At 49.2% G+C, this 23,488-nt stretch carries 21 protein-coding genes; 4 read left to right on the forward strand and 17 right to left on the reverse strand.

Translation table 11 applies throughout. The annotated features are described in order from the left end of the window. Nucleotides 1–78: 78 nt before the first annotated feature. The 10 genes from gucD to IC804_RS01785 all read right to left on the reverse strand — a co-directional run bounded on the left by gucD (nt 79) and on the right by IC804_RS01785 (nt 12,481). Nucleotides 79–1,545, reverse strand: coding sequence for an alpha-ketoglutaric semialdehyde dehydrogenase GucD (gene gucD / locus IC804_RS01740; RefSeq protein ID WP_008879968.1), 1,467 nt, complete (start codon nt 1,543–1,545; stop codon nt 79–81). 35 nt (nt 1,546–1,580) lie between these two features. Continuing rightward, on the reverse strand, nt 1,581–2,477 hold the full coding sequence (locus IC804_RS01745) for a fumarylacetoacetate hydrolase family protein (protein WP_011887571.1): 897 nt from the start codon (nt 2,475–2,477) through the stop codon (nt 1,581–1,583). A gap of 75 nt (nt 2,478–2,552) precedes the next feature. Continuing rightward, the gene (locus tag IC804_RS01750) at nt 2,553–3,329 is read right to left on the reverse strand and encodes an IclR family transcriptional regulator (RefSeq protein ID WP_011887572.1); all 777 of its coding nucleotides are present in this window, start codon (nt 3,327–3,329) and stop codon (nt 2,553–2,555) included. A 110-nt stretch (nt 3,330–3,439) separates the two neighbouring features. Further along, nucleotides 3,440–5,641 (reverse strand): dihydroxy-acid dehydratase domain-containing protein, encoded by a 2,202-nt coding sequence (locus IC804_RS01755; RefSeq protein ID WP_011887573.1) that lies wholly within the window; start codon nt 5,639–5,641, stop codon nt 3,440–3,442. Nucleotides 5,642–5,667: 26 nt separating this feature from the next. Further along, on the reverse strand, nt 5,668–6,921 hold the full coding sequence (locus tag IC804_RS01760) for a nickel pincer cofactor-dependent isomerase, group 22 (RefSeq protein ID WP_008879964.1): 1,254 nt from the start codon (nt 6,919–6,921) through the stop codon (nt 5,668–5,670). A 116-nt stretch (nt 6,922–7,037) separates the two neighbouring features. Continuing rightward, nucleotides 7,038–8,084, reverse strand: coding sequence for a TRAP transporter substrate-binding protein (locus IC804_RS01765; RefSeq protein WP_081157258.1), 1,047 nt, complete (start codon nt 8,082–8,084; stop codon nt 7,038–7,040). A 34-nt stretch (nt 8,085–8,118) separates the two neighbouring features. Continuing rightward, on the reverse strand, nt 8,119–9,402 hold the full coding sequence (locus IC804_RS01770) for a TRAP transporter large permease subunit (protein ID WP_060475935.1): 1,284 nt from the start codon (nt 9,400–9,402) through the stop codon (nt 8,119–8,121). Continuing rightward, on the reverse strand, nt 9,403–9,942 hold the full coding sequence (locus IC804_RS01775) for a TRAP transporter small permease (protein WP_369802845.1): 540 nt from the start codon (nt 9,940–9,942) through the stop codon (nt 9,403–9,405). It lies immediately after the preceding gene. A gap of 77 nt (nt 9,943–10,019) precedes the next feature. After that, the gene (locus IC804_RS01780) at nt 10,020–11,054 is read right to left on the reverse strand and encodes a TRAP transporter substrate-binding protein (RefSeq protein WP_029761710.1); all 1,035 of its coding nucleotides are present in this window, start codon (nt 11,052–11,054) and stop codon (nt 10,020–10,022) included. A gap of 479 nt (nt 11,055–11,533) precedes the next feature. Further along, nucleotides 11,534–12,481, reverse strand: a complete 948-nt coding sequence (locus tag IC804_RS01785; protein ID WP_008880654.1) for an aldo/keto reductase family protein — start codon at nt 12,479–12,481, stop codon at nt 11,534–11,536. Between the two features lie 169 nt (nt 12,482–12,650). On the opposite strand from IC804_RS01785, the gene IC804_RS01790 reads away from it, so the two are divergent. Continuing rightward, on the forward strand, nt 12,651–12,806 hold the full coding sequence (locus tag IC804_RS01790) for a DNA-binding domain-containing protein (RefSeq protein ID WP_223812932.1): 156 nt from the start codon (nt 12,651–12,653) through the stop codon (nt 12,804–12,806). 151 nt (nt 12,807–12,957) lie between these two features. Here IC804_RS01790 and IC804_RS01795 read toward each other — a convergent pair whose 3' ends face one another. The 4 genes from IC804_RS01795 to IC804_RS01810 all read right to left on the reverse strand — a co-directional run bounded on the left by IC804_RS01795 (nt 12,958) and on the right by IC804_RS01810 (nt 17,295). Beyond that, nucleotides 12,958–14,022 carry a DUF871 domain-containing protein gene (locus IC804_RS01795; RefSeq protein ID WP_008880653.1) on the reverse strand — a complete coding sequence of 355 codons (1,065 nt, stop codon included), beginning with the start codon at nt 14,020–14,022 and terminating at the stop codon, nt 12,958–12,960. 12 nt (nt 14,023–14,034) lie between these two features. After that, nucleotides 14,035–15,399 carry a PTS transporter subunit EIIC gene (locus IC804_RS01800; RefSeq protein ID WP_008880652.1) on the reverse strand — a complete coding sequence of 455 codons (1,365 nt, stop codon included), beginning with the start codon at nt 15,397–15,399 and terminating at the stop codon, nt 14,035–14,037. 23 nt (nt 15,400–15,422) lie between these two features. After that, nucleotides 15,423–16,310 carry an N-acetylmuramic acid 6-phosphate etherase gene (murQ, locus tag IC804_RS01805; RefSeq protein WP_008880651.1) on the reverse strand — a complete coding sequence of 296 codons (888 nt, stop codon included), beginning with the start codon at nt 16,308–16,310 and terminating at the stop codon, nt 15,423–15,425. Between the two features lie 127 nt (nt 16,311–16,437). Next, entirely contained in the window at nt 16,438–17,295 is an 858-nt protein-coding gene (locus IC804_RS01810; RefSeq protein ID WP_011887578.1) for a MurR/RpiR family transcriptional regulator, read from the reverse strand. Between the two features lie 223 nt (nt 17,296–17,518). Between IC804_RS01810 and IC804_RS01815 the strand changes: the two genes are divergently transcribed. Then, nucleotides 17,519–18,046 carry a YceI family protein gene (locus IC804_RS01815; protein WP_008880649.1) on the forward strand — a complete coding sequence of 176 codons (528 nt, stop codon included), beginning with the start codon at nt 17,519–17,521 and terminating at the stop codon, nt 18,044–18,046. A 94-nt stretch (nt 18,047–18,140) separates the two neighbouring features. Here the strand turns inward: IC804_RS01815 and IC804_RS01820 are convergent, their stop codons facing one another. The 3 genes from IC804_RS01820 to shc form a co-directional block, all read right to left on the reverse strand. Next, complete coding sequence (locus IC804_RS01820; protein ID WP_008880648.1) at nt 18,141–18,917, reverse strand: 3-hydroxybutyrate dehydrogenase; 777 nt, start codon at nt 18,915–18,917, stop codon at nt 18,141–18,143. Then, a complete protein-coding gene (locus IC804_RS01825; protein WP_008880647.1) occupies nt 18,914–19,219 on the reverse strand; it encodes a 4a-hydroxytetrahydrobiopterin dehydratase in 306 nt (101 codons plus the stop codon). The genes IC804_RS01820 and IC804_RS01825 overlap by 4 nt, the downstream gene beginning before the upstream one ends. Nucleotides 19,220–20,002: 783 nt before the next feature. Continuing rightward, on the reverse strand, nt 20,003–21,856 hold the full coding sequence (shc, locus tag IC804_RS01830) for a squalene--hopene cyclase (protein WP_081157525.1): 1,854 nt from the start codon (nt 21,854–21,856) through the stop codon (nt 20,003–20,005). Nucleotides 21,857–21,945: 89 nt separating this feature from the next. Here shc and IC804_RS01835 point away from each other — a divergent pair, with 89 nt between their 5' ends. Further along, nucleotides 21,946–23,097, forward strand: a complete 1,152-nt coding sequence (locus tag IC804_RS01835) for a DUF2515 domain-containing protein (RefSeq protein WP_029761704.1) — start codon at nt 21,946–21,948, stop codon at nt 23,095–23,097. Beyond that, nucleotides 23,087–23,479: a CBO0543 family protein gene (locus tag IC804_RS01840; RefSeq protein ID WP_060475939.1), complete on the forward strand. Its 393-nt coding sequence runs from the start codon at nt 23,087–23,089 to the stop codon at nt 23,477–23,479. The genes IC804_RS01835 and IC804_RS01840 overlap by 11 nt, the downstream gene beginning before the upstream one ends. Nucleotides 23,480–23,488 lie beyond the last annotated feature (9 nt).

The following is a 23,488-nucleotide window of genomic DNA, read 5'->3' on the forward strand; positions in this document are numbered from 1 at the left end:
TGCCCCAAGGAAATGGGACACCTATTGTTATCGTCCAAAGCGCATGAAAATCATCATCGAGGTATTTTTTCTGCGCAATTAAGCTTTTACAAATACTGTTTTGATCGATGTGAAAAACTCGATAGCTGCCTGCCCTTGTTCCCGTGAATGGGAGCTTGATTGCTTCATTCCGCCAAACGGCGCTTGAAACTCGACTCCTGCCGTTTCTGCGTTCACTTTGATCAACCCTGCCTCAATGTCTTTGATGAATTCCAAAGCATTCCCAATATTCTTTGTGTAAATCGAGGCACTCAACCCGTACTCTGTATCATTCGCCAGTTTAATGGCCTCTTCAATACTGTCGACTTGAATCAACGCCAGCACAGGGCCGAAGATTTCTTCGCGGGCAATCGTCATCTGAAGATCCACATCTTCAAAAATCGTTGGCTCGACAAAAAAGCCGTTGGCCAGTTCTCCTTCGAGGCATCGGTTTCCACCGTAAATAAGCTTGGCTCCTTCGGACTTTCCTTTCTCAATATAGGACAAAACCGTATGGAACTGCGATTCGCTCGCGCACGGCCCCATCCATGTTTCAGCGTCCAGTCCGTTTCCAATTTTCAGCTGCTTCACCCGTTCGAGAAGTTTTGCTTTAAACGGTTCATACACTTCCCGTTCAATAAAGACGCGGCTCGTCGCTGTACATTTTTGCCCCGTCGAACGCAAACCGCCGCTGATCGTTCCTTCGACCGCCAGATCCAAATCAGCATCTTTGGCCACAATGACCGGGTTCTTTCCGCCCATCTCGAGCTGATATTTGGCCCCACGTTCAAACGCCGCTCTCCCCACTTGCTTTCCAACCGTGTTCGAGCCGGTAAAGGTGACGCCATCAATATCCGGGTGGTTCGCAATCCCTTGGCCAACGACCGAGCCGGATCCGCACACCATATTAACGACCCCTTTTGGGAAACCTGCCTCATGGAAGCATTCGATCACTTTCGCCGCCGTCACCGCCGTTTCGCTGGCCGGTTTGAGCACGACGGTATTCCCATACACAAGCGCCGGCGCCATTTTCCAGATCGGAATTGCCACAGGGAAATTCCACGGCGAAATGACCCCAACAACTCCGAGCGGAACACGGGTCGTAAACAGGAGCCCCTCGCTGTCGCTTGATGGGATCACATCACCGATTTTTCGTGCTCCTTCCCCCGCATAGTAACGCAATATATGCACGCCTCTCATCGTCTCCGCTTTCGCTTCCGCAAGCGTTTTCCCCATTTCCCTTGTCATTGTTTCGGCAATGTCCTGGAGACGTTGTTCTAAAATGTGAGCCGCTTTGTACAAATACTCTCCTCTCTCGACACCGGACCGTTTCCACCATGATGTTTGCGCCTGCTTCGCTGCGGTTACCGCCTCGTTGACATCCTCTAACGTCGAGCGTTGAACATATCCGACGATGTCATGGCGATTGGCCGGATTGATGCTCGGTTCTACGTTGTTGCTCACTGAACTGACCCAATTGCCGTTAATGTAGTTGAAATACGTTTTGATTTCTGTTTGTACCTTCATCTTCTCTTCTCCCCTTCTCCTTTTATCGTTTATTTTTAGTTGGCCACTGCCTGTTGGGCCAACGATTGAACTGGATTGGACAACACCCCGATCTCAGGGATCTCAATTTCAATCCGATCCCCTTCTTGGAGGGTGAACTGGTTAGGCGGAACAATGCATGTGCCCGTTAATAATACAGTGCCATCAAACACCTCATTATCGCGAATCAAGAAAGAGACTAACTCATCGTATCTTCTTTTCAACTGTCTTGTATTCGCACTTTCTTCCACAACAAGTTGGTCGTTGCGGTAAATCCGGCAAGTCATTTGCAGGTTGTATGGATCTTCTACCGTCTCCGCCAGGCGGATGGCAGGTCCAATGGCGCACGAATGTTTCCATATTTTCGCCTGCGGCAAATACAGCGGGTTTTCCCCCTCGATATCCCGGCAGCTCATGTCGTTTCCGATCGTATACCCGACAATTTCGCCTTCCCTTGTGATTACCAACCCTACCTCGGGCTCAGGAATTTGCCAGTTCGAATCACTTCGCAAATAAATGGGAGCGTTCGGGCCAATCGTTCGGGCTGCGGTGGATTTAAAAAAGATCTCCGGCCTTTCCGCGTGGTATACCCGGTCGTAGCACGTCTCCTGTCCGGTTGTTTTTTCAGACGTTTCATAGTTCCTTGCCTCACGGCTTTTTTCGTAGGTGACTCCCGAAGCCCATACCTCAGGAGCGACAACCGGAACGAGCAAATTCAGCTCAGCCACCTCTTTTTCAATCCCCCGTTTTCCGCTGATGAGCGTTTGGATGTAGCGGAACGTAGACAGTTGGTGACGCTTTGCCTCACGAACCACATCCATAAACTCAGTAAACGGAAGCGGATGCACAGCATTGTCATCCGTCACTGCAGCCAATACAACACACGAATCCTCGACATAGCGAATCACTCTCATAAAGCCTCTCCCCTTATTACTTGTTTTATATTAAAAAACTCTGTTTTATCATTTTGTTAGAAAGAAATGGCCATATTACACAGACAAATGGCCATGTTGGACATATCCCATTTCTGTCGAGATCTGTTCCGCTGCCCTTTGCAGCAGCTGAATTTCTTCGTTTAGCACAGTATCATTTACTTTGGCAGAAGGCTGGGACATGCTGATCGCTGCAATAACATTCCTCGAATGGTCACGAATCGGAACAGCGACACAAGTAATTCCCGGTTCATTTTCCTCTCTATCCAAAGCATAGCCGCTGCTCCGAACTCGTTCGAGTTCTTTAAGGAATTCCTCTTCACTAGTAATTGTATTGGCGGTATGGCGCTTATACACATAGCCATTTAAAAGTTCTTTAAGTTCCTTATCACTTTTGAAGGCCACCAGCACCTTTCCTACCGCACTGCTGTGAATAGGAACTCTCCTTCCAATTCTTGAGTACAAAACTGTTCCGGACGTTCCCTCTACCTTGTCGATATAAATTCCTTCTTTTCCATCGAGAATAACAAGATGCACCGTGTTCCCTGTTTTCATCGAAATGTCAATTAAATATTTCTTGGAAACAGAGCGAATATCGAGATGACGAATCACTAAGTTTCCTCTCTCAAACAGCTTCATGCCTAACCGATATTTTCCGTTCTCTGGATTTTGCTCAATATAATGGTGGTGCTGCAGCGTTTTCAGCAACGAATGTACCGTGCTTTTATGAAGCTGCATACGTTCACTAATATCGGTAATTTTGAGTTCAGTCTCGTACTCGTCGAACAAATCTAAAATACGAAGAGCTCGATCGACTGCTTGGATTAATGGCAATGCTTTCACCCTCTTTTCTAGAAGTTTTGCGGACTATGCAATCAGGGAATTTGCCTTGGTTCTATTATAATACAGGAGGGTGAAAAGCTCGAATCACTTCGGTCCACCCGTTATGATTTTTTCACTGTTGGAAGAATGATATCCTTTTTGTAATCATATACCGCCTCTTCGGCAATGTGGAGCGGAACAACGCCATGGGCAGCGTCGGTATGTCCGATTAGCCGGTTGCTTGCTGCAATGCGCCGTTGACGTTGACGCATGTTGGCCATGCGTTGATTGGCGATTTCTTCTCTTTCCTGTTTCACCCCTTCAAACTCGAATACAAGTTTCCCATGTTGGAACGCCCCTTCATTGACGAATTCGATTTTCCGTTCGCGAAGGCCAATATATAGGAGATCTCCTGTCTTTAAGTACAAAATCCCTCCCCCGCGAATCGCTTCGGGAGTCATGTGCCCGATAGCCGCCCCATATGTGACACCGGAGTAACGCCCGTCACTGATCAGAGTGGCAAGCCGTTTTAACTGGCGGTTCGCATTAATATGCTGCATCGGGGTGAACATTTCTGGCATGCCGAACGCTTCCGGTCCTTGGCCAGCGATGACTACTGCGATTTTTAACGCCCCTTCTTTCACCATCGCATCAAACAAATCATCATATTCACGATGTTTCCACTCCTCAAACCAATGCGGGGCATTATGTTTCAATGCAGCGATCAAGCTTTGATGACGGAAGCAACGGCTCCGTTTCAACTTTTCAAGCAAGTGAACATCGAGCAGCCCCTCATTCGCCTCATCCTCGTTTTCATAATACAGGACAAAGGCAATTTTCTTGTCAAACTCATCAATTTGTTTTGTCGACATACCGCTGATTTTCACGACCGCACTTTCAAAGAAGTTCCCTGATAGAACGTCGACGCCGCTAAACGGCCGTCTCGGCTTGGACAAAATGATCGGGTTGTTTTCGACGTTCTCGGCTGACAACTGCGCTTGATTGACGGCGAGTCTTTCCCGCCAAGTCGTCCCGGTGACAGTTGGGGCATCGATATCCATCGGCACCCCATTGCTCATTAATTCATGGAATACGGTTTCCATTCCCCTTATTTTCCCGCTGCAGCATTGAACCGCCAACGCGAAAATATCTCTTCCCTCAGTTAAACTGTAGTCAAACAAATCAGGAACCGGTACTTCATGGTGGATGCGGTCGTACTCCCACAAATCGAACCGATATCCCCCATACAGCATGGCTGCCACAATATGCATCATAATGTTCGTTGATCCGCCGGTGGCGCTATGAATGCGAATCGCGTTTTTAATATTGGCCGCCATAAGATTGGCCACACCATACACCGGATCATTCATTAAATCGACAAAGCTGTCGAGGGCCGCGTTAATCTGTTCTTGTGTCGGCGGGGCCGTCAACAGTTCCAAAGCAGGATGGACCAAGCCTAATCCGGCGATTAAATGCCGAGAGCTGTTGCCGGTTCCGTTAAAGGCGCAAACGCCGCCCTGGCTGTCACATGTCGCTACAGCCAATCGTTTTTCATAGTCTTCGTGCTGCTCTTTTGTAATGATTCCTTTTCCTCTCGCCCGCTCGAGCACTCCTTGAAAAGCTGTGTTGGAAGAACATTGTAAAATATATGCCAGTGCATCCCGCAAATCATACGCGATGTCTTCTTCCCCAGCTAATTCCGCCCGTCGGGCGACTTCCTCCAGTTCGGCATACAACTTGGGTGGGATCGTTCCTCCTTGTAATACATGGGATGGCGCAAAGGTGGCGAAGAAAGGCGCCTCTCCTCGCTCCCGACGGACACGGTCAAGATGTGCCAAAGCGCTGACGACGCCGAGCGGCTGCTTGTCGCATCCTTGAATGACAAAAGCACCGTGGTAGCTATGGGCTTCCAACTGGTTCACGATCATTTGCGCCACCGCATTGCGACTTTGCAGCGAATAGCTCATTCCCTGGTTGCTCTGCGCCGTTCCGTCGCACATGACCGGTGTCGAAAACTGAAACGGCACTCCCCCGTTTTGCCAAATCCGAATGGCTGCCCGGGCAATCGTTTGAAAATCCATGATGTGCGCGGGATGGTCCGGCGATCCCCCTATGATCGCAATCCGGGGGGCGTTGTGGTGCAGCCGATCGTAGATTTCCTCTAACGTCCAGTCTGGCTGCATCCCTTTTAACTCGGAACCTAAAATTTGTTTTGAACGGTCGAGCAATCCGGCTACACATATTGGCTCATTCGCCTTCCCTTGAACATTATCGCGGTATGGGTTGATCTGGCTTTCAATACGTGGATAAACAACCGCCGCCATTTCAAATCCTCCTCGCCCCATATGATTTAATTTGAAAAGTCCATCGCCATTGGCGCTGATAAAATCTCAATTCCTTCTGTTCGATATGCCTCATCTAAAAGACTTTCAGAAATCCAAATCTCCCTAAGTGCCAATGTATTTTTGATCCTGACCATTCTTACTTTTTTGATATCAAAGGCATTACATGTTTTAATCGCTGCTTTCACTGCCAGTTCTTCTGTGTCTAAGAACATGGGCAATTTGACGACGGAGACGACCGTGCTTGTCAGAGCGTTTGCATACCCTTTTTCCCAGATGATCTGTTCTTTTACTTTTTTGGTTGTAATATCGGCTAGACCGATTCCGTTGGCATTGCCATCTGTTTTTTCCGACAGCCCCAACACGACGATCCGCGCAATGTCCGGACCGCCGCTTGCATAAGGGGTCGCATACCGACCTGTAATGTTTGGGTCCATTCCGTCTCCGGAAATATCTTTTCCGATTTCATCGACGACAAGCACGTCAATCGGGTTAAACATAATTCTCGGCATAAGCGATTTGGCCTCAATGAGCAGTTCAGGCTCCACCGTTTCAAATTGCTCAGCTGGCACCGTCACAATTTTGGCGGGACGGTCATACGCATTCTCTAACACTGCAACGCCAAAAATAATCGGCGCCTTCTGTATTACAATTTTCGCCATATCCACCACATGCCGTGCCATGTATTTGAAACTATACTGATGGGCTGCTTCCGCACCTTTTTGCTTGCCGAGACCAATCGTAATCATCTTCATCAACCCGCTTTCAACAGGTCCACGAAACGCTGTATGGGGCTTGACCCGATTGACGACGATAATTTTGTCTGCTTCGTATGCCAGTTTGTCTATGTAGACAGGCAGTCCATTTTCCAACCTTCCGACTTCAACAACATCCATATTTGAACGGATCGGCGCCCTAACAAACTCTTCCGTCACCCCTAAATGAGCCAACACCTCTTTCTGCCCTTCCGCTGTCGCCCCACCGTGGCTCCCCATTGCCGGCACGATAAACGCGTTGCCGCCCGCCTGCTTGACTGCGCTCACGACTTCCCGGACAATCGTCGGTATATCGGCAATCCCGCGGCTTCCGACAGCGATGGCGACTTGGTCGCCTGGGGAAATCCGCTCGAGGACGTCAGCCTCCTTGATGCTTTGGCGGACTGCCTCAGGAACATTGGAAATCTCCGGGGCATAGAAATGTTGTCTTACCTTTACCATTTTAGGAATGGGAATATGTTTGAGCATATCATTAATGATTTTCATCTATTCTTCCCTCAACCTTTGAATTGTTCGCTCGATCCCTAGCACATTTTAGAAAAGGGGAGGGCAAATACAGCTCATTGCCCCCTCGACCTAACAACCACCAACTTCACTACTGCTTACTGGCGAATTTTATCCAACTCATTGTATAGTTCGTTTACAAGATCGTCTCCGAATTTTTTTGCATATGTTTCAACAACCGGTTGAATGATTTCCGCCATTTTTTGACGTTCTTGATCGCTAATTTCATTAATTTTTACGCCTGTCTTTTTCAACTCATCCAATGCTTTTTGATCCTCTTCCCGGCTTAGCTGCCGTTGATATTTCCCTGCTTCGATGGCAGCTTCCTGCAAAATCTTTTGTTCCTCAGACGACAGCGTATCCCAAAACTTCTTGCTGACAAGGAACACAAACGGAGTATAAACGTGTTTGGTTAAGCTTAAATGTTTTTGCACTTCGTAAAACTTGTTCGATTTAATCGTTGCCAACGGATTTTCTTGACCATCAATCGTATGGCTTTCCAATGCAGTGAACACTTCCGAGAAAGGCATTGGCGTCGGATTGGCACCAAGTTCTTTAAACGCATCAATATGCACTTCGTTTTGCATTGTCCGTAATTTCAATCCTTTAAAGTCATCCGCTGTCTCGATAGCACGTTTGCTATTCGTTACATGACGGAATCCGTTTTCCCAATAGCCAAGCCCTATCAATCCATATTCAGGCAGTTTTTCCAATAGTTTTTGGCCTATCGGTCCGTCCAAAATGGCATCCGCTTCTTCGGGCGTGTTAAAGAGAAACGGAAAATCAAAAATACCAAATTCCTTCATAATTCCAACCAATGGCGAAGTAGACGGGATCGTAATTTCTTGTGTGCCGGCTTGAAGCGCTTCCGTCATTTTTAAGTCATCGCCCAAAGTAGCGCTGAAGTATGTTTGAACTTTTAATTTTCCGCCACTTTTCTGCTCAACAATCTCTTTGAACTTAAGCAATCCTTGGCCTTCGGGATGGTCTTCGTTTAGGCCGATGCCCGCCTTTATTACCCGTTGTTGGATCCCCTTGTCTGTACCGCTCCCTTGGGTCGTTCCTGAGCTGCAGGCAGTCAAGAAAAGCAACCCCATGGCCATACAGCCAGCCATCATCTTTCTAAGTACATTCCTCTTTTTCATCGGTTTCAATCCCCCTAGTTATAAATGGCATTTATCAATTGCCCGCAAACCACTCAAGTGGCACAGTGACGAGCGATGGGAAGAAAATGAGCAACAGAAGCAAAAGCGTTTCCGCTAATAAGAACGGCCAAATCCCCTTCAGAATGTCTTCCATCCCGATTTTCCCGACTCCGCAGGCGACGTTTAGCACCGTACCAACCGGCGGGGTGAGCAACCCGATGCTGCAGTTTAGAATAAACAGCACCCCGAAATACACCGGATCGATCCCTGCTTTTTCGATAATCGGCATAAGCACCGGAGTTAAAATAAGCACCGTCGGCGTCAAATCCATCGCCGTCCCGACCAACAACACCAGCGCATTAATGGCTAACAAAAGCACCAACGGATGTTCTATAAACGGCGCCAACACATCCGTGACAATGGACGGAATATTGGCAACTGTGATCAGCCACGCTGACACCATAGCTGCTGCCACCAAAAACATGACGACGCTCGTCGTTTTTGACGCGGCCACGAGCACATGGAACAAATTCCGGACTTTCAGTTCCCGGTAAATGCACAAACCGACAAACAGGGCGTAAAAGGCGGCTACTACCGCAGCCTCTGTCGGCGTAAACACCCCTCCGCGAAGCCCACCGACGATAATCACCGGCAACAACAGCGCCCAAAATGCTTCACGAGCCGCCTGCCAAATCTCTTTCGCCGACTGACGTGGAAGCACTTCCAATTGATCTCTCCGGGTCACCAGCCACCAGCAAACCGCCAAGATAATCCCAAGCAAAATGCCTGGGACGATGCCGGCCATAAACAGCTTCGTAATCGACACCCCGCTAGTCACCCCGAAAAGGATCATCGGAATGCTCGGCGGAATGATCGGAGCAATGATGCCCCCGGCGGCAATGAGGCCTGTCGAACGGTTGCGATTGTATCCAGCCTTGACCATCATCGGGATGAGAATGGCGCCGAGCGCTGCCGTGTCAGCTACCGCGGAACCAGACAGGCCGGCAAATAAAACGCCAGCGATAATGGCAACATACCCCAACCCGCCGCGGATGTGGCCGACAAGCGCCAAGGCAAAGCGGACGATCCGCTTTGAAATGCCCCCAGCGTTCATCAACTCCCCAGCGAGAATAAAGAATGGAATGGCCATCAGCGGGAAGTTGTCCGCTCCGCTGATCAAGTTTTGGGCGATGATTTGTGTATCAAAAATATTCAGGTAAAACATGAGTGCAACCCCGCTGACGAGCAACGCAAACGCAATCGGCATCCCGATCGCCATCACGCCAAGGAGCGATCCGATAAACACAACTAACGCCATCTACCTCTCACCTCCAACGGCGTCCTGTTTTCGTTCCTGTGGCAGCTCTGTTGCCTCACTGTGAGCAACGGCGATGATTTCTTCTTCCGATTCTTTCATTCTCGTCAGCTCATCAATCGCTTCGGGACGAAACAGCGCCTGATAAATATGAAACAAAGTGACGATGCCCATGCCAATACTCACGACAAGCCCGGTTCCATAAATAAACGCCATCGGCAAGCCGGTCGCCGGAGCCCGGCTTCCGATACTGCTGAGCGTAATTTTCCAGCTTCCGTCAAGAAGCAAGTAGAGCACGTAAAGGATGATGGCATTGCTGATGATAAAAACAACCTGCTTGGCGCGGGGCGGTAGTTTCTTCAGCAAGATGTCGACGCCCAAATGGTTGTTATCCTTTAAAGCACCAATAGCTCCAAAAAACGACAGCCAAATAAAAAGGAAGCGAGACATTTCTTCCGACCAGGTGATACCGGAGTTGAATCCGTACCGCAACACAACGTTGCCGAATACTAAAATACACATAAAGGCAAGCGCTACCGCCATCAATACATTCAACGTGGTATCTAATATTTTCCCGATTCTTCTTAACAATTTAATCACCCTTTTAACTGTAGCCTGGTTTATTTCGCCTCTGCTTTGATTCTCTTATACAGGTCTTCGGCCCAATCGTATTTCTTGAACAGCTCATCATACAACGGCTGTACTGCTTCTTCCATTTGTTTTACAAACTTATCATCAGGAGTGGTGAACTTAATGCCATGTTCTTGTAAAAACTTCTTGTCTTCTTCGTAGCTTTTTTCCATCAACTCAAATTCATAATCTGCCGCCTCTTTGGCTGCTTCTTGAATGATTTTCCGCTGTTCGTCAGTCAAGCTGTCCCAAAACTTTTTATTGACCACATACACATTCGGGCTAAACATATGTTTCGACTCTAATACATCCGTTTGAACTTCGTACCATCCCGAAGCTCGTAATGTGGCGATTGGATTATCCTGTCCGTCTACTACCTTTTGCTCTAAGGCGGTGAAAACTTCCGAAATCGGTAGCGGGGTGACGTTTGCTCCTAGAAGTTTCCCGATCGTAATATAATTCGGAATGTTTGGCATTCGCAGACGTAATCCTTTAAAATCTTTGATTGAGTCGATCGTTCTATTCGATGAAAACATGCGAAATCCATTTGCACTCCACGCCAACGGAACAACACCATGTTTTGTCTCGAGTTCTGCGGTGATTTCCTCCCCGATCGGGCCGTTCAGCACGTTCTTTACATGCTCAAAATCTTTGAATAAAAATGGCCATTCTGGAACTCCCATTTTCGCGATATCATTTTGCATAATCAATCCCGGAATCCCCATTTCAATTGTGCCGTTGCGAACACCATTGTAGAACTCCTGCTCTGCCCCTAACGCACTGTTAGGGTAAATCTCCACTTTGAGACTTCCTCTAGATTTTTCCTCAACTATTTTTTTAAACTTTTCACGCAAGGCGACATTTTGCGGGTGATTTTCAGCAAAATAGTTGGCTACTTTAATCACTTTGGCTCCACCTGATCGTCCGTTTCCGGCTGTCGATTTTGTGGTTTCTGAGCTTCCACAACCTGAAAGCAGCAAAAGCAGTACAGTAAAAAATAGAAAGAGAATTGCCCTCCTCTTCACTAACTATCAACCCCTTTCTAACTTGTTTTTATATTAAGATTGAAAAGACAACCCACGGCAAATTTTTAAGCGCTTTCAAAATATACTTTTTATGACTCCATAGCACATAGAAAGGGAACTATTCGGATGGACATAAACATTTCAGTAGTTTTATATAGTAAAACATGGTTTTGAAAAGATATAAAAAAATATAGTTTTATATTATAAAACTATATTTTTTAATGTAATACAATTCAACCGTTGTTTTTATATTAATTCAAATTTTCTAAATAGTCAACAGATAGAATGAGTTTTTTTCACTCAACTTTTATATATAACGTTAGGTTATAATCCTTATTCGAAGCTTATTACGAGAAACCTAGAAAAGATGCAACCCTGCTTTTCAACATACTTTTTCATATATTTATAAAAAATGCCATCCTCCCGAATACCCTCTGGTCTTCGAAAGGATGGTCTCAATCTTTTCTTATAGTGCCTTTTTACGCCAAAATCCCCTCGATTTTCTCAAGCACCTCTTCGCTAAGCACCACATCGACCGCCTTGACGTTTTCTTCCACTTGTTCCGGACGGCTGGCGCCGATTAAGGCGCTGGCAACGTTCGGTTGGCGCAACACCCAAGCGAGAGCAAGCTGCGATAACGTAATGCCGAGCTCAGCAGCGACTTTTTCCAGCTGTTCTACTTTTATTAACACTTCGTCATTCAAGAATCCTTGGATAAACGTGTTTGCTTTCGGATCGGCGGCGCGGCTGTCAGCCGGCAACGCTTGTCCTCGCTTGTATTTGCCGGTCAACACCCCTTGCGCAAGCGGTGAGAAGACGATTTGGCTGATGCCGTTTTGTTCACATACCGGGATGACTTCTTTTTCGATGTACCGATGGAGCATGTTGTACTGTGGCTGATTGACAACGATCCGGTCAAGCAAGTAGTGATCGGCTACGCCGAGCGCTTCTTGAATTTGCTGAGCTGTCCATTCGCTGACGCCGACATAAAGCACTTTCCCTTGGCGGACAAGATCATCGATCGTGCGCAGCGTTTCATCGACCGGCGTCTCTTTGTCATAACGATGGCAGTAGTAAATATCCACGTAATCAAGCTGCAGCCGTTTTAAGCTCGCATGAAGCTGCTCAAACACATGTTTGCGCGACAAGCCGCGGTCATTCGGTCCGTCGCCCATCGGCCAAAACACTTTCGTCGCGATGACGTACGACTCACGCGGATATTTGCGCAGCGCCTCGCCGACAATCTTTTCCGCTTCCCCGCGTGCATACACATTCGCCGTGTCAAACGAGTTAATCCCAAGCTCATACGCTTTGTCAATGACGCGGACCGCCGTTTCTTTTTCCACCGAGTTGCCATATGTAAGCCAGCTGCCTAAACTGATTTCACTCACTTTGAGCCCGGTGCGGCCGAGTTTTCGGTACTTCATTTTCCTTCTCCTCCCCTTTAATGCAATCAATGCCAAACAGATTACTCTCTCATTATAATCCTCAGCTGTTTCTTTGCAAAGGAATTTGCCTGACTATTCAAAATGATCAATGAAAGGGAAACTGACGCTGCATCCTCCGGCCGCCTACGGAAACGAGCAAAGAAGCACAATGAATGGAACAGCACATCCCGTGGGCTCATCTTGCAGACGTTTCCCCCTCTCTTCCCTCGGCCTCACCGATGATAGTAACCTGACATGTGAGCACTTCGCGTCAAGGTCGTTCGATTTTGCGGATATCCGTCAGTACATGAAAAAGCTCCAATGAATATATAGAGAGACAGAATGCCTCATGAATGTACGGAGGTTTTTCATGACTTTTTTCTCGAACGGAAACGCGTCTAACTGATGATGACACCGTCTTCAACAGTGGTATCATCGTTTTCTCTCACCGTGCCAGCGGCCGACGGTGTCTCCTACTAGCAACGAATGAGACAAAACCGTCGGCCGCCGTGAATGTATCGAAGCAACGGCATATCTTCCTCGATCACCTGACCGATGACATTGACTCTATCGTCAGCCGGGAGATCGACCAAAGTAATTTGCAGTTCGCCGGCGTAACGGCCATACCGTTCATTGTCAATCGTGATGCTGCCTGTTCGGCGAGGCGCGGCGGGGATAGACTGCAGCGCTTCTTTCGGCCAAACAAGGGAGCGGCGCGATTCAGCGGAGCGGATCACATCGCGGGCAGCATCGCGCCGATTTGTATGCACCGTCTCGACAACAGACAACCACTCCACTCGTACGATCGGCCGGTAGCGGATGGGGATAACGCCGGACCGCACCCAATCCATGCGCCTAAGCACCCCATCCGATACGGCGAGGTCGCCGATAAACACCTTCTTTATCCCATAGGTTTCCACAAGCTCGATATAGGCGTAGACGGGATCAGCTTCCCGGTGAGCTTCTAACGTTGGCAACCCTTCATAAAGCGGTCCGCGCTTTTTGGCATCACCGGGAATAAACGCGCCAATCTCCTCAATGCCATACCGGCGCAACCGTTGATTTTGCGCCAACACCGTCTCTCCTCCCAGCCCTGTTTCCGGACGAGGATAAAAATTATGCCACGCTTCCACATTGGATTTGTCTGCTTGATAAGAAGCAAGCTCTTTACATTCCCACTCTGTCATCGTGCTGGCGTTCAGCACGACTTTCACTTGCTTGGATAACGAAGCGGCTTCTTTCATAGAAAAACCGTCATCCAGCCGCAGCCCGACGATTCCCCAACGCCTGAGCACCGCCGCAATGTCGGCATCAGCTGACAGACGTGACAGGACAGTGGGGGTGACATCGGCCACGACACCGATTCCATAGCAGGAAGCGAACTGGCCAATGCGATCAAGCTTTCTTTGCTCCTCAAGCTCTTGGCCTTTTGAAACATGCAACGAAGTGAACAACTGTTTCGCCCCAAGCCGCGCTGCAAGCTGAAATGTTTCTTCGATTTGCTCGAGCGGCTGAAAAAGGTAGAAAGAAAAGGAAAGCATCGCCATCCCCCATTAAATATGTGCCGCCATTTCTTCTTTAAACCCGAACCAATACGTAAATAGGAAGCCAAACGTGTATGAAATGACGAGTCCGATGAAATAAATCACATACTTTGTATCAGCAATGAGCGGAATCAGTGACAGCCCGGATACGCCGATGCCAAGCGCCGCCGTTTTCATCACCGCTTGAAATGCACCACCGACCGCCGCCCCAAGGCACGCGGTAACAAACGGCCGCCCAAGCGGTAATGTTACCCCGTACAATAGCGGCTCCCCAATGCCTAAAAATCCGACCGGCAACGCCCCTTTGATAATGTTACGAAGCCGTTTATTTTTTGTTTTGACGTACACGGCAATCGCCGCTCCAACTTGACCGGCTCCAGCCATCGCCAATACCGGCAGTAGCGGTGTCGAGCCCAATTTTTGAATCAATTCCATGTGAATAGGGGTTAATCCGTGATGCAGTCCGACCATCACAAGCGGCAAAAACGTTCCGGCCAACACAGCCCCAGCGACTACTCCACCGATATCGAGCACTGCTTTCAGCCCGCTGGTAATCGCTAACGACAACCAACCGGCAAGCGGCTGTACAGCGATCAAGGTAAATAAACAGACGATTAATACGGTAATGAGCGGTGTGACGATAATATCGACCGCATTTGGCACAAACGAACGCACCCGTTTTTCGACTACCGCCATGAGCCAGGCGGCAAGCAAGACCGCAAACAGTCCTCCCCTTCCAGGCGTAAGCGCTTCCCCAAATAATTTTATATCGCCCATCGCTGGGTTGAATACGAGAATACCAGCAATCGCCCCTAATACAGGAGTGCCGCCAAACTCTTTCGCTGTATTATATCCCACTAACACGCCAAGCGAAGCAAAAATTCCGCCGCCTATCAAAAGCAACAGTTGCAGCCACGTCGTCTGCGGATCAACGCCGGCGTTTTTCGCAAAGTTGGCAATTCCGTTAATAATCCCCGATGCAACCAGCCCAGGAATAAGCGGGATGAAGATGCTGCCGATTTTGCGAAGCAATCGCTTTAGCGGCGTTTGCTGACGCGCTTTGACTTCCGCTTTTGTCCGCTCCGCGATGTCCTCGATTCCATCTTCAATCACTTCTCCAAGTTCTAAACCGGTAAGCTCGCATAACGCAGCCGCTACTTTATTGACAACGCCCGGGCCCACGACGATTTGCAACGTCTCATCCTCAATGACTCCCATGACCCCTTCGATCTGTTTTAAGGAGTCAATGTTCGCTTTGCCCGGATCGCGCAACGATACACGCACCCGCGTCATGCAATGGGCAACGCGGGTGATGTTTTCTTTCCCCCCAACATACTGAAGTATCGATGCTGCTATTTGTTGTTCTCGAGTCATGATATTTCTCTCCCCCTTATTCGTTATTCAAGCGCTTTACGTACAAACCCTTCGGCTTGCTGCAGTCGTTCTTTTGCTTCTTCATAACCGCATTGGCGCAAAATCATAACGATCGCTGTTTTCACCTCCCCTTTTGCTTGTTCATAATAGCGGGACGCTTCTTCGGCGCTGACTCCTGTCGCCTCTATTAAAATGCGCTTTGCCCGCTCTTTTAACTTTTCGTTTGTCGCCTGTACATCGACCATCCAGTTTCCATACACTTTGCCAATACCGACCATCGATGCAGTAGAAATCATGTTGAGTACCATTTTTTGGGCTGTCCCAGCTTTTAACCTCGTTGAACCAGCCAGCACTTCCGGTCCTGTTTCAATTTCCACCGCCGCATCGGCATACTGGCTAATGACGGCTCCTTTATTGCAGGCAATGCTTCCTGTCGCCGCACCGATTTGTTTGGCATAGCGAAGTGCGCTGACTACATATGGCGTTCGGCCGCTCGCTGCAATGCCAATAACGACATCGTTTTTCGTCAAGCCCACTGCCTGCAGATCGCGAACAGCGGCCTCTTCATCATCTTCGGCTCCTTCCACGGCCTCCGAAATCGCTTTCAATCCTCCGGCAAGAATCGCCTGCACCATGGACGGTTCGGTTCCAAACGTTGGTGGGCATTCTACCGCATCAAGCAATCCGAGCCGGCCGCTCGTACCCGCCCCAACATAAATCAATCGCCCCCCACGCCGAAATGCGGCGATGACAAGATGAACGATTTTTTCAATACAATCAAGCTGCTTGGATACCGCGATGACCGCGGCTCGGTCTTCCTCGTTCATGACGTGTAAAATTTCTCTTGTCGTCATTCCATCCAAATGTTTCGTCTTTTCATTTCGTTGTTCTGTCGCAAGATGCTCAAGCAATCTGGTCACCTCTTTAACGAAATTATGTTTCATAATTATATTATAAATTTATGAAATAAAATATCAATCTATTCTTTTTTCATTTGAAACATTCCTACAAAAAAAGCGGGCTCGCCTCAAGCCCGCTTTACCTTCGCAACCGCACCACTTCTTCTCTTGTCTGGTGAAATCGTTCAATGACTCGGCTCCCCACACGATGGAACATGATTAAATAGAGCGCATCGATCACGTTGAGCTGCACCATTCTCGATGCCATACTGCCGATGCGATGGTCTTGCTCGACATCCGGAAGCGCAAGCCGAATATCCGCTTCCTTATATAACGGCGAGGCCGGATCAAGCTTTGTAATGGCAATGACCGTCGCCTGTTGCTTTTTTGCAAACCGGGCGATCTCCAATACATCTTTCGTCCGCCCTGACGTCGATATGGCCACGAACACATCTCCTTCTTTCAAATGGGCCACCAGTGGCAGCATCGTATGAAAATCAGGCGACGTTGCCGCCATGTAGCCAAGCTTCGTAAACTTATAACTAGCGTCCACCGCTGCAGCTGCAGAACCGCCGACTCCATAAAACACCACCCTCTCGGCTTTCATCATCGCCTCAGCAGCTTTTTCCAACTCGCGCTTATCGAGTGTTGTCGTTGTCGCCTCAATGGCCGCCTTATTCACATAGGTCACTTTCATAAACAGCTCATACGGCGCATTCGGTTTGTCAATGATGGAAAAATCATTAATGTTCATATCCGCCATCGTCAACTCGCGGACAAGTGCCAACTTCAGTCCTGGAAAACTGCCGATACCGACCGCCTTGCAAAAGCGGGTGACGCTCGCCTCGCTTGTATCAGCCGCCTGCGCCAATTCTTTTGTCGTCATATTCGGCACGAGCTCAGCATAGTCGAGGACATAGAGGGCAACCTTTTTTTCCGCCGGCGAAAACCGTTCCAATTGCTGCTCAATTTTCGCTAAAATACTGATTTCGTTCATCGTTTTCTCCTTTCCCGCTAGCCATTTTTATTCTCATCTTATCATGGATAACTCTTGTTCTCCACGTGCCGGCTTTTTCTTATTTCTCGCAAACATAAAAAGCACCGTATAAGGTCGCCAACTATTTAGAAAAATAAATACTCGAACAAAAAATGTTTGAATTCAAGATATATATTTGCTATGATAATGATGTGATGATAACGATAACAAGAGGGGGAGAACGATGACGACATTTCAACTTGACAAAGCGCACAGCTCGGTCACTTTCCAAGTCCGACATATGATGATTTCCAAAGCAAAAGGGGAATTCACCAACTTTGACATCGATGTGCAAGGAGATATCAACGAGCTCGAGTCACTGAAAGTAAAGGTAACGGTCGACGCTGCTTCGATTGATACAAAAAATGCCGACCGTGACAATCATCTCCGTTCGGCTGACTTTTTCGATGTCGAGAACCATCCGACGATCACCTTCGTCAGCGATTCGGTGCGCAAACTGTCCGACACGGAATATGAAGTGACCGGACAGCTGACGATTCGCGGCGTGACGAGAACGGAAACGTTCAAAGTCGAATACAACGGTCAAGTGAAAAACCCGCTCACTGGTGGCATCACTGCCGGTTTTGACGTCGAAGGAAAAATCAATCGCGAAGATTACGGATTAGTATGGAACGTCGCGCTCGAAACCGGCGGATTCCTCGTCGGGAAAGAAGTGAACCTTGCCGCTAGTTTTGAGTTTGCTCTCAGCTGAACAGCCAAATCGAAGAAAGGTGTCCCGAAACAACAACGGGACACCTTTTCTTGCTATGATCAAACAGCTTCGCCATTGTACATTTTGTTCCGCTTCATTGCGCCGTATATCCACCATCAATCACGACGGCCTGTCCAGTGACGCCTTTCGCTTGTTCGCCCGCCAAAAAGAGAACGTAATGGGCGACTTCTTCAACGGACAAGAGCCGCCGCTGCGGCACAAGCGGATAAATCACTTCCTCAAGCACTTTCTCAAGCGGCACCTTTCTTGTCGCCGCCAAATCGGTAAGTTGGTTACGGACGAGTTCCGTATCGACATAGCCCGGACAAAGTGCGTTCACCGTAATGCCGTACGGTGCCCCTTCTAGCGCCGCCACTTTCGTTAAGCCGATCACTCCATGTTTTGCGCTGTTGTAAGCTGCTTTTCCAGCAAACCCGATCAATCCGTTGATCGACGCCATGTTGATGATGCGGCCGTAGCGCTGCTCCTTCATGAGCGGAAACGCGTGCTTGATCGCCAAAAACGGGCCGATGAGCATGACGCGGATCAACTGCTCAAACTTCTCGGTCGGAAAGTCTTCGATATTGGCGACATATTGCAAACCAGCATTGTTCACGACAATATCGAGATGTCCCCATCGTTTGACCGCTTCATGGATGGCTTGCTTCACCTCTTCTTCCACCGTCACATCACATTTGACACCAACGGCTTCGCAACCTAGTTGCCGCAACGATTCAGCAGCCTGTCCTACCTCGTCCTGCCTCAAGTCGGCAAGCACCACTTTTGCGCCGTTTGTTGCCAACGCTTTCGCCACTTCATAACCAATTCCCCGCGCTGCCCCAGTGATGAGGGCTGTGCGATTTTCCATCATTCCCCATCCCCCTGCTTTATTTGTTTATACACGTCATCGTATTGTTGGGCCAAGTCAAAATCAAGCTTCGTCAACCCTTTCGCCCGCCATGATGACAGTTTTACTGTGATGAGCTTGTAGTCGATCGAAATGAACGGATGGTGGTTCGCGTTTTCGGAAATCAAAGCGATTTGACGGACGAACTCGATTCCTTGCAAATAGTCTTGAAAACGGTATTTTTTCACGATCCACCGCTCGTCAGTGAGCTTCCAGCCATCGACTTTCGCGAGCAGCGCTTGCACTTCCGTTTCCGGTAACCGCACCTTTCTCCCTCGCTCTCTATATGTTGAAATATGCCGATCTGCGAAACCGGCAAATCAGCGATCGCAAGGTGACATCCTATTCACCTGCGATGGGCTGATGGATAAACAAAGAAATCGGTACCACGCGACAAGAGCACTCCATCATCCCAGTTGACATTCTCTTAATACGTATACCGCTCGTTTGGATTCCCGGACGGTTCTCAGTCTATTTCCATCAGTTTTGCCTCTATTATACCATCAGACGGCTGCGGCTGGCATAGAACAGAGACGTTTCACACGTGAAACGGGGCGCGTCATCTCGAGCGGGTGGAATCTCCTTTCCCCAGTTAAAAAAGCCCTCTCCCCTCTCACAGTATCCTAAGCAACAGGAGCACATCGTGGGAAATAGCTAGCGATCCCGGTGATTGAACCTCTCGTTTCCTTCAGGCAGCTGTTTATGTTTCGATTTGATGACGCAGCCATGGGGAACGGATGACTTCCAAATCGATAAGACATTGTCCCATTTCGTCAGCTGACAGCCAGACCGGCACTTGACCGTACAAGCACAACGACCTGCCCTTCCTGTTCAGTTCCATGGCGCCGTCGGTATTCTTCCAGCTGCTCAAGCTCGCTTCGCCAGATCGTGAACTCGATCGGGAACATTTGAACCGCTGCATGGAAAAGGCGGTACTTTGTTCAGCGTAGGTACCGGTAATCAAGTGCCGCTTGATTTTCGCCATGCCGTCGTTTGCCTCTGTTGCTTTTTTGTTAATGTAGCCAAAAAGACAAACGGCAGGTGAACGGTTAATCGTCAAGTGGTCCGAACTTTTGCTCGTAATGGGCCAGCGCTAACAGCGGGAAAATGTAACGATAGCTATGGTAGTGGATGTAAAAGGCGCCGGCCATTCCTTGCCCGACCGGATAGGAAGCCGTCCAGTCCGGATGATGAAGCAAACGAAATAAGGCGCGAAAGCCGGCTTTCATTTCCGGAGTTGGACGCTCGGCAGCGGCGACTAAGGCATCAAGCGCCCAAGCGGTATGAACTGGCGTGCTGGCGCCAAGCGGCACGTACGTTTTCGCTCCGTCGCTTTTGCACGATTCTCCCCAGCCGCCGTCATCGTTTTGGATGCTTAACAACCAGCGGACAGCTTTTTGCAGGACGGGATGGTGAGCCGGGACGCCAACGGCTGTAAGCCCGGTGATGGCCGCCCATGTTCCATATATATAGCAAATTCCCCAGTGGCCGTACCACGAGCCGTTTCTTTCTTGATGGCTCAGCAGCCAGTCGACAGCGCGAGAGACGGCGCGCTGGTCTTTCGTTAAGCCAGCAAATGTCCCGAAATATTCGAGCGTCCGCCCGGTTAGGTCGGCTGTTGACGGATCCATCAGCAAAAACTCCGCCCCTTCGATCGGCAAATAGCGCCAAAAGCGGGAGCTCACGTTTTTTTCAAACGCCGCAAAGCCCCCGTCATCATTTTGCATCGAAAACAGCCATTGGTTAGCTCGATCCCACGCATGGCGAAACGCCGTCTCTTTCGCTGCCGCCTGACGGATGGCACGCAATGCGGCGGTCGTATCGTCGACATCTGGATTCATTGTATTGACATCGGAAAACCCCCAGCCGCCTGGTGTGCTGTACGGGTTATGCACCGCCCAGTCGCCATAGCGGACGTGCTGGCGTGACAACAAATAACGGTTCGCCTTTTCGATCGCCCGGTCGGTCATCGGCACGCCTGCTTCTTGCAACGTATAGCTCGCTAACGCCGTATTCCAAACCGAAGCAGTCGTATATTGCAGATGCACATGTCCATCGATCGTTGTACGCAATGAGCGCAACCCGCGGACAGCCTGCCTAATGCGCGGATCGTCGTTCCGATAGCCGAGCGCAAGCAGCGCAAAAATGAATAAAAAAGTTGAACTGAAATAGCTATACAGCGTTCCGTCCGGTTCGATATGCTCGAACAGATAACGAACCGCACGCTGTTTGGCAGCTTGATGAAGCTGGGCTGGAAGCCCGATGAGCGACCGCTTGACGTACGTTAGCAGCGATCGACTTTCCGGCATCCCCCAATCACCGCGGGAGGCAAACAAATCAGAAAGATCCGGACTTTTGTCCGTTTTCCGGCTGTAGCGGCTGTCGGCCGCGATCAAAAGCGGGATCATATTCGCTCTTCCGTAGACAGATAGATCATACATATTGAGTGGAAATGACGGCGGAAGCAAGAAAAATTCCAGCGGCAGCGGGAAACGGCCTGGCCACGGGTACTGCCCGGTCAACGCGAGCATAACCTTTGTAAACAAGTGGACGCGGTCGAGGCCACCCATGTCTAAAATTCGCCTTTTCGCTTTTTGCATATGCCGATCGGTTGGCTGGCGATAGCCGGAGTAAAGCAGCGCATAGTACGCTTCCACTGTGGCGGTTACGTTGCCGTCACCTTCATCCGCAAACAGCTTCCATGCCCCATTTGCCTCCTGCCGGCTCTCAATCCGCTCGACGAGCGCCTGAATCAACGGTTCATCATTTATGTCAAGCGTCCGCAATAAAATGATCATATAAGCGTCTGTCGAAATGCCTGTTTCAAACGGAAATCGCCACGATCCGTCAGCCGCTTGCGACCGTTTGAGCGCGGTAATCAACGCACTTCGTTCACCGGCCACCGTGCATCGCCTTCCTTTTTCACGAAACTCCGTTTCCTTCCATATTTATTCGTCTGGCGGGCCGTCGATGCACTGAAAGGGGGATCGCTATGCGCTGCCTGAGACCGAAAACGTCATCCCTTCCCCTTTCCCTTGTTGACGTCTATCAGGAATTAAAGAAAAAACGAAAGAAAGGACAAGAGACTGTATCCGAACGCGACTTAACTGCCAAAGAACGGCAGTTAATCAGCCGCATTCGGGCGGTGACCGCAGAACACAACGAAAACAATGTGACCCGGACGGCGGCGTATCTTGATTTTTACTTGCGCCATCGCGAAATTCATTGGGCGTTTTTAGGACATATGGTGTCGCGCAACGGTGGTTGGAATATGACTGACTTAAAAGGGGAGCTGCTCATGCGGCTGCTTTCTGAAGACGAGCAGCGATCATTTTTTTCCTTTTTGGAGCGCGGCAACTGGCTTATTTTCCAAGATATTTATCCACAATTTTTGTTATACGAAGAGAGCCAAAAGCAAGACCGGCCGCTCTTCTATTTATTGCCGTATATTGGCGTTTCAACGTTCATGGAAACGATATGGAACCATTTTTGGCAGCGCGGCGATCCATACGTGCTGGCAATCGCCCTGGTGATTAACGAACAAAGCTATTTGGAACAACGAGTCATTCAACATCCTGTATTTCAGCAAACAGTCTTTCAGACACTCAAGTTTAAACTGCAAGAGCTGCTCCATTTCAGTCACATCTTGTTTCCGTATGACGACGGCCAAGGCGGCACCGCCCTGATCGGCGAAACGCTCCATCAGTTTGAATCGCTCCATGAACGCATTTTGCTCGGTAAACGGCTATACTCGATTTTGTTTGATAATGAAGAAACGCTAAAAAATACGGTGCGCTGGGCTGTCAACCGACCACACACCGGCTCACGCAAAGATTATTGGCCGCATTTATTTAATGATGTATGCGAATCGTTTCCAAGGGAACCGTACCGCCGCCGCATCCGCGACTGCCAAATCGTTCCCGGTGCCCCGCGCCTGTACAGCCCGCAGCTTCGTCATGCGTGGAAAAACGTCGCCCACGAGGTGGCCGAGCCGGGCGACTGGTTTACAGACCCGCACGTTGTCCGCTATCTCATTAAAACGGAACAACCGATCAATGGGGAGATCGTTCATGCGTATTGTGAAACACTTGAAAAAATCGAACTGGCAATCATCGCCAAAAATGCCTTCTTTCATGCGCGCTAGGCGCCGCGCCTATATCGCCTCGGCGCTGCTTGCCTCTTGGGTGGGAACATACCTGGATTTGTATTTGACCGGAAAAGGGTTGTACGCCTTTCCGAAGCGCCCGTTCCCATCCGTCTTCTCCATCGATATTTTCTTTACGATGGTCGTTCTTCCGCTATGCACCGTCTTGTTTCTTTGGCTGATGGAGCGGCTTAGCCGTCTCGGCCACCTTGGATTGATCATTGCGTCGGCCGCGCTGATGGCAGCATTCGAAACGAAAGCGGAAGCGTACGGTTTGTTCGTTCACTCTGCTGCGTGGAGTCATTTATATTCTTTCGCCGGGTACGGCTTGTTTCTCACGATCATCTGGAATTTTTATCAACGATTTCATCGGATTGACTAGCACAGCTGC

Source organism: Geobacillus sp. 47C-IIb (genome assembly GCF_014679705.1).
Taxonomy (GTDB): domain Bacteria; phylum Bacillota; class Bacilli; order Bacillales; family Anoxybacillaceae; genus Geobacillus; species Geobacillus thermodenitrificans.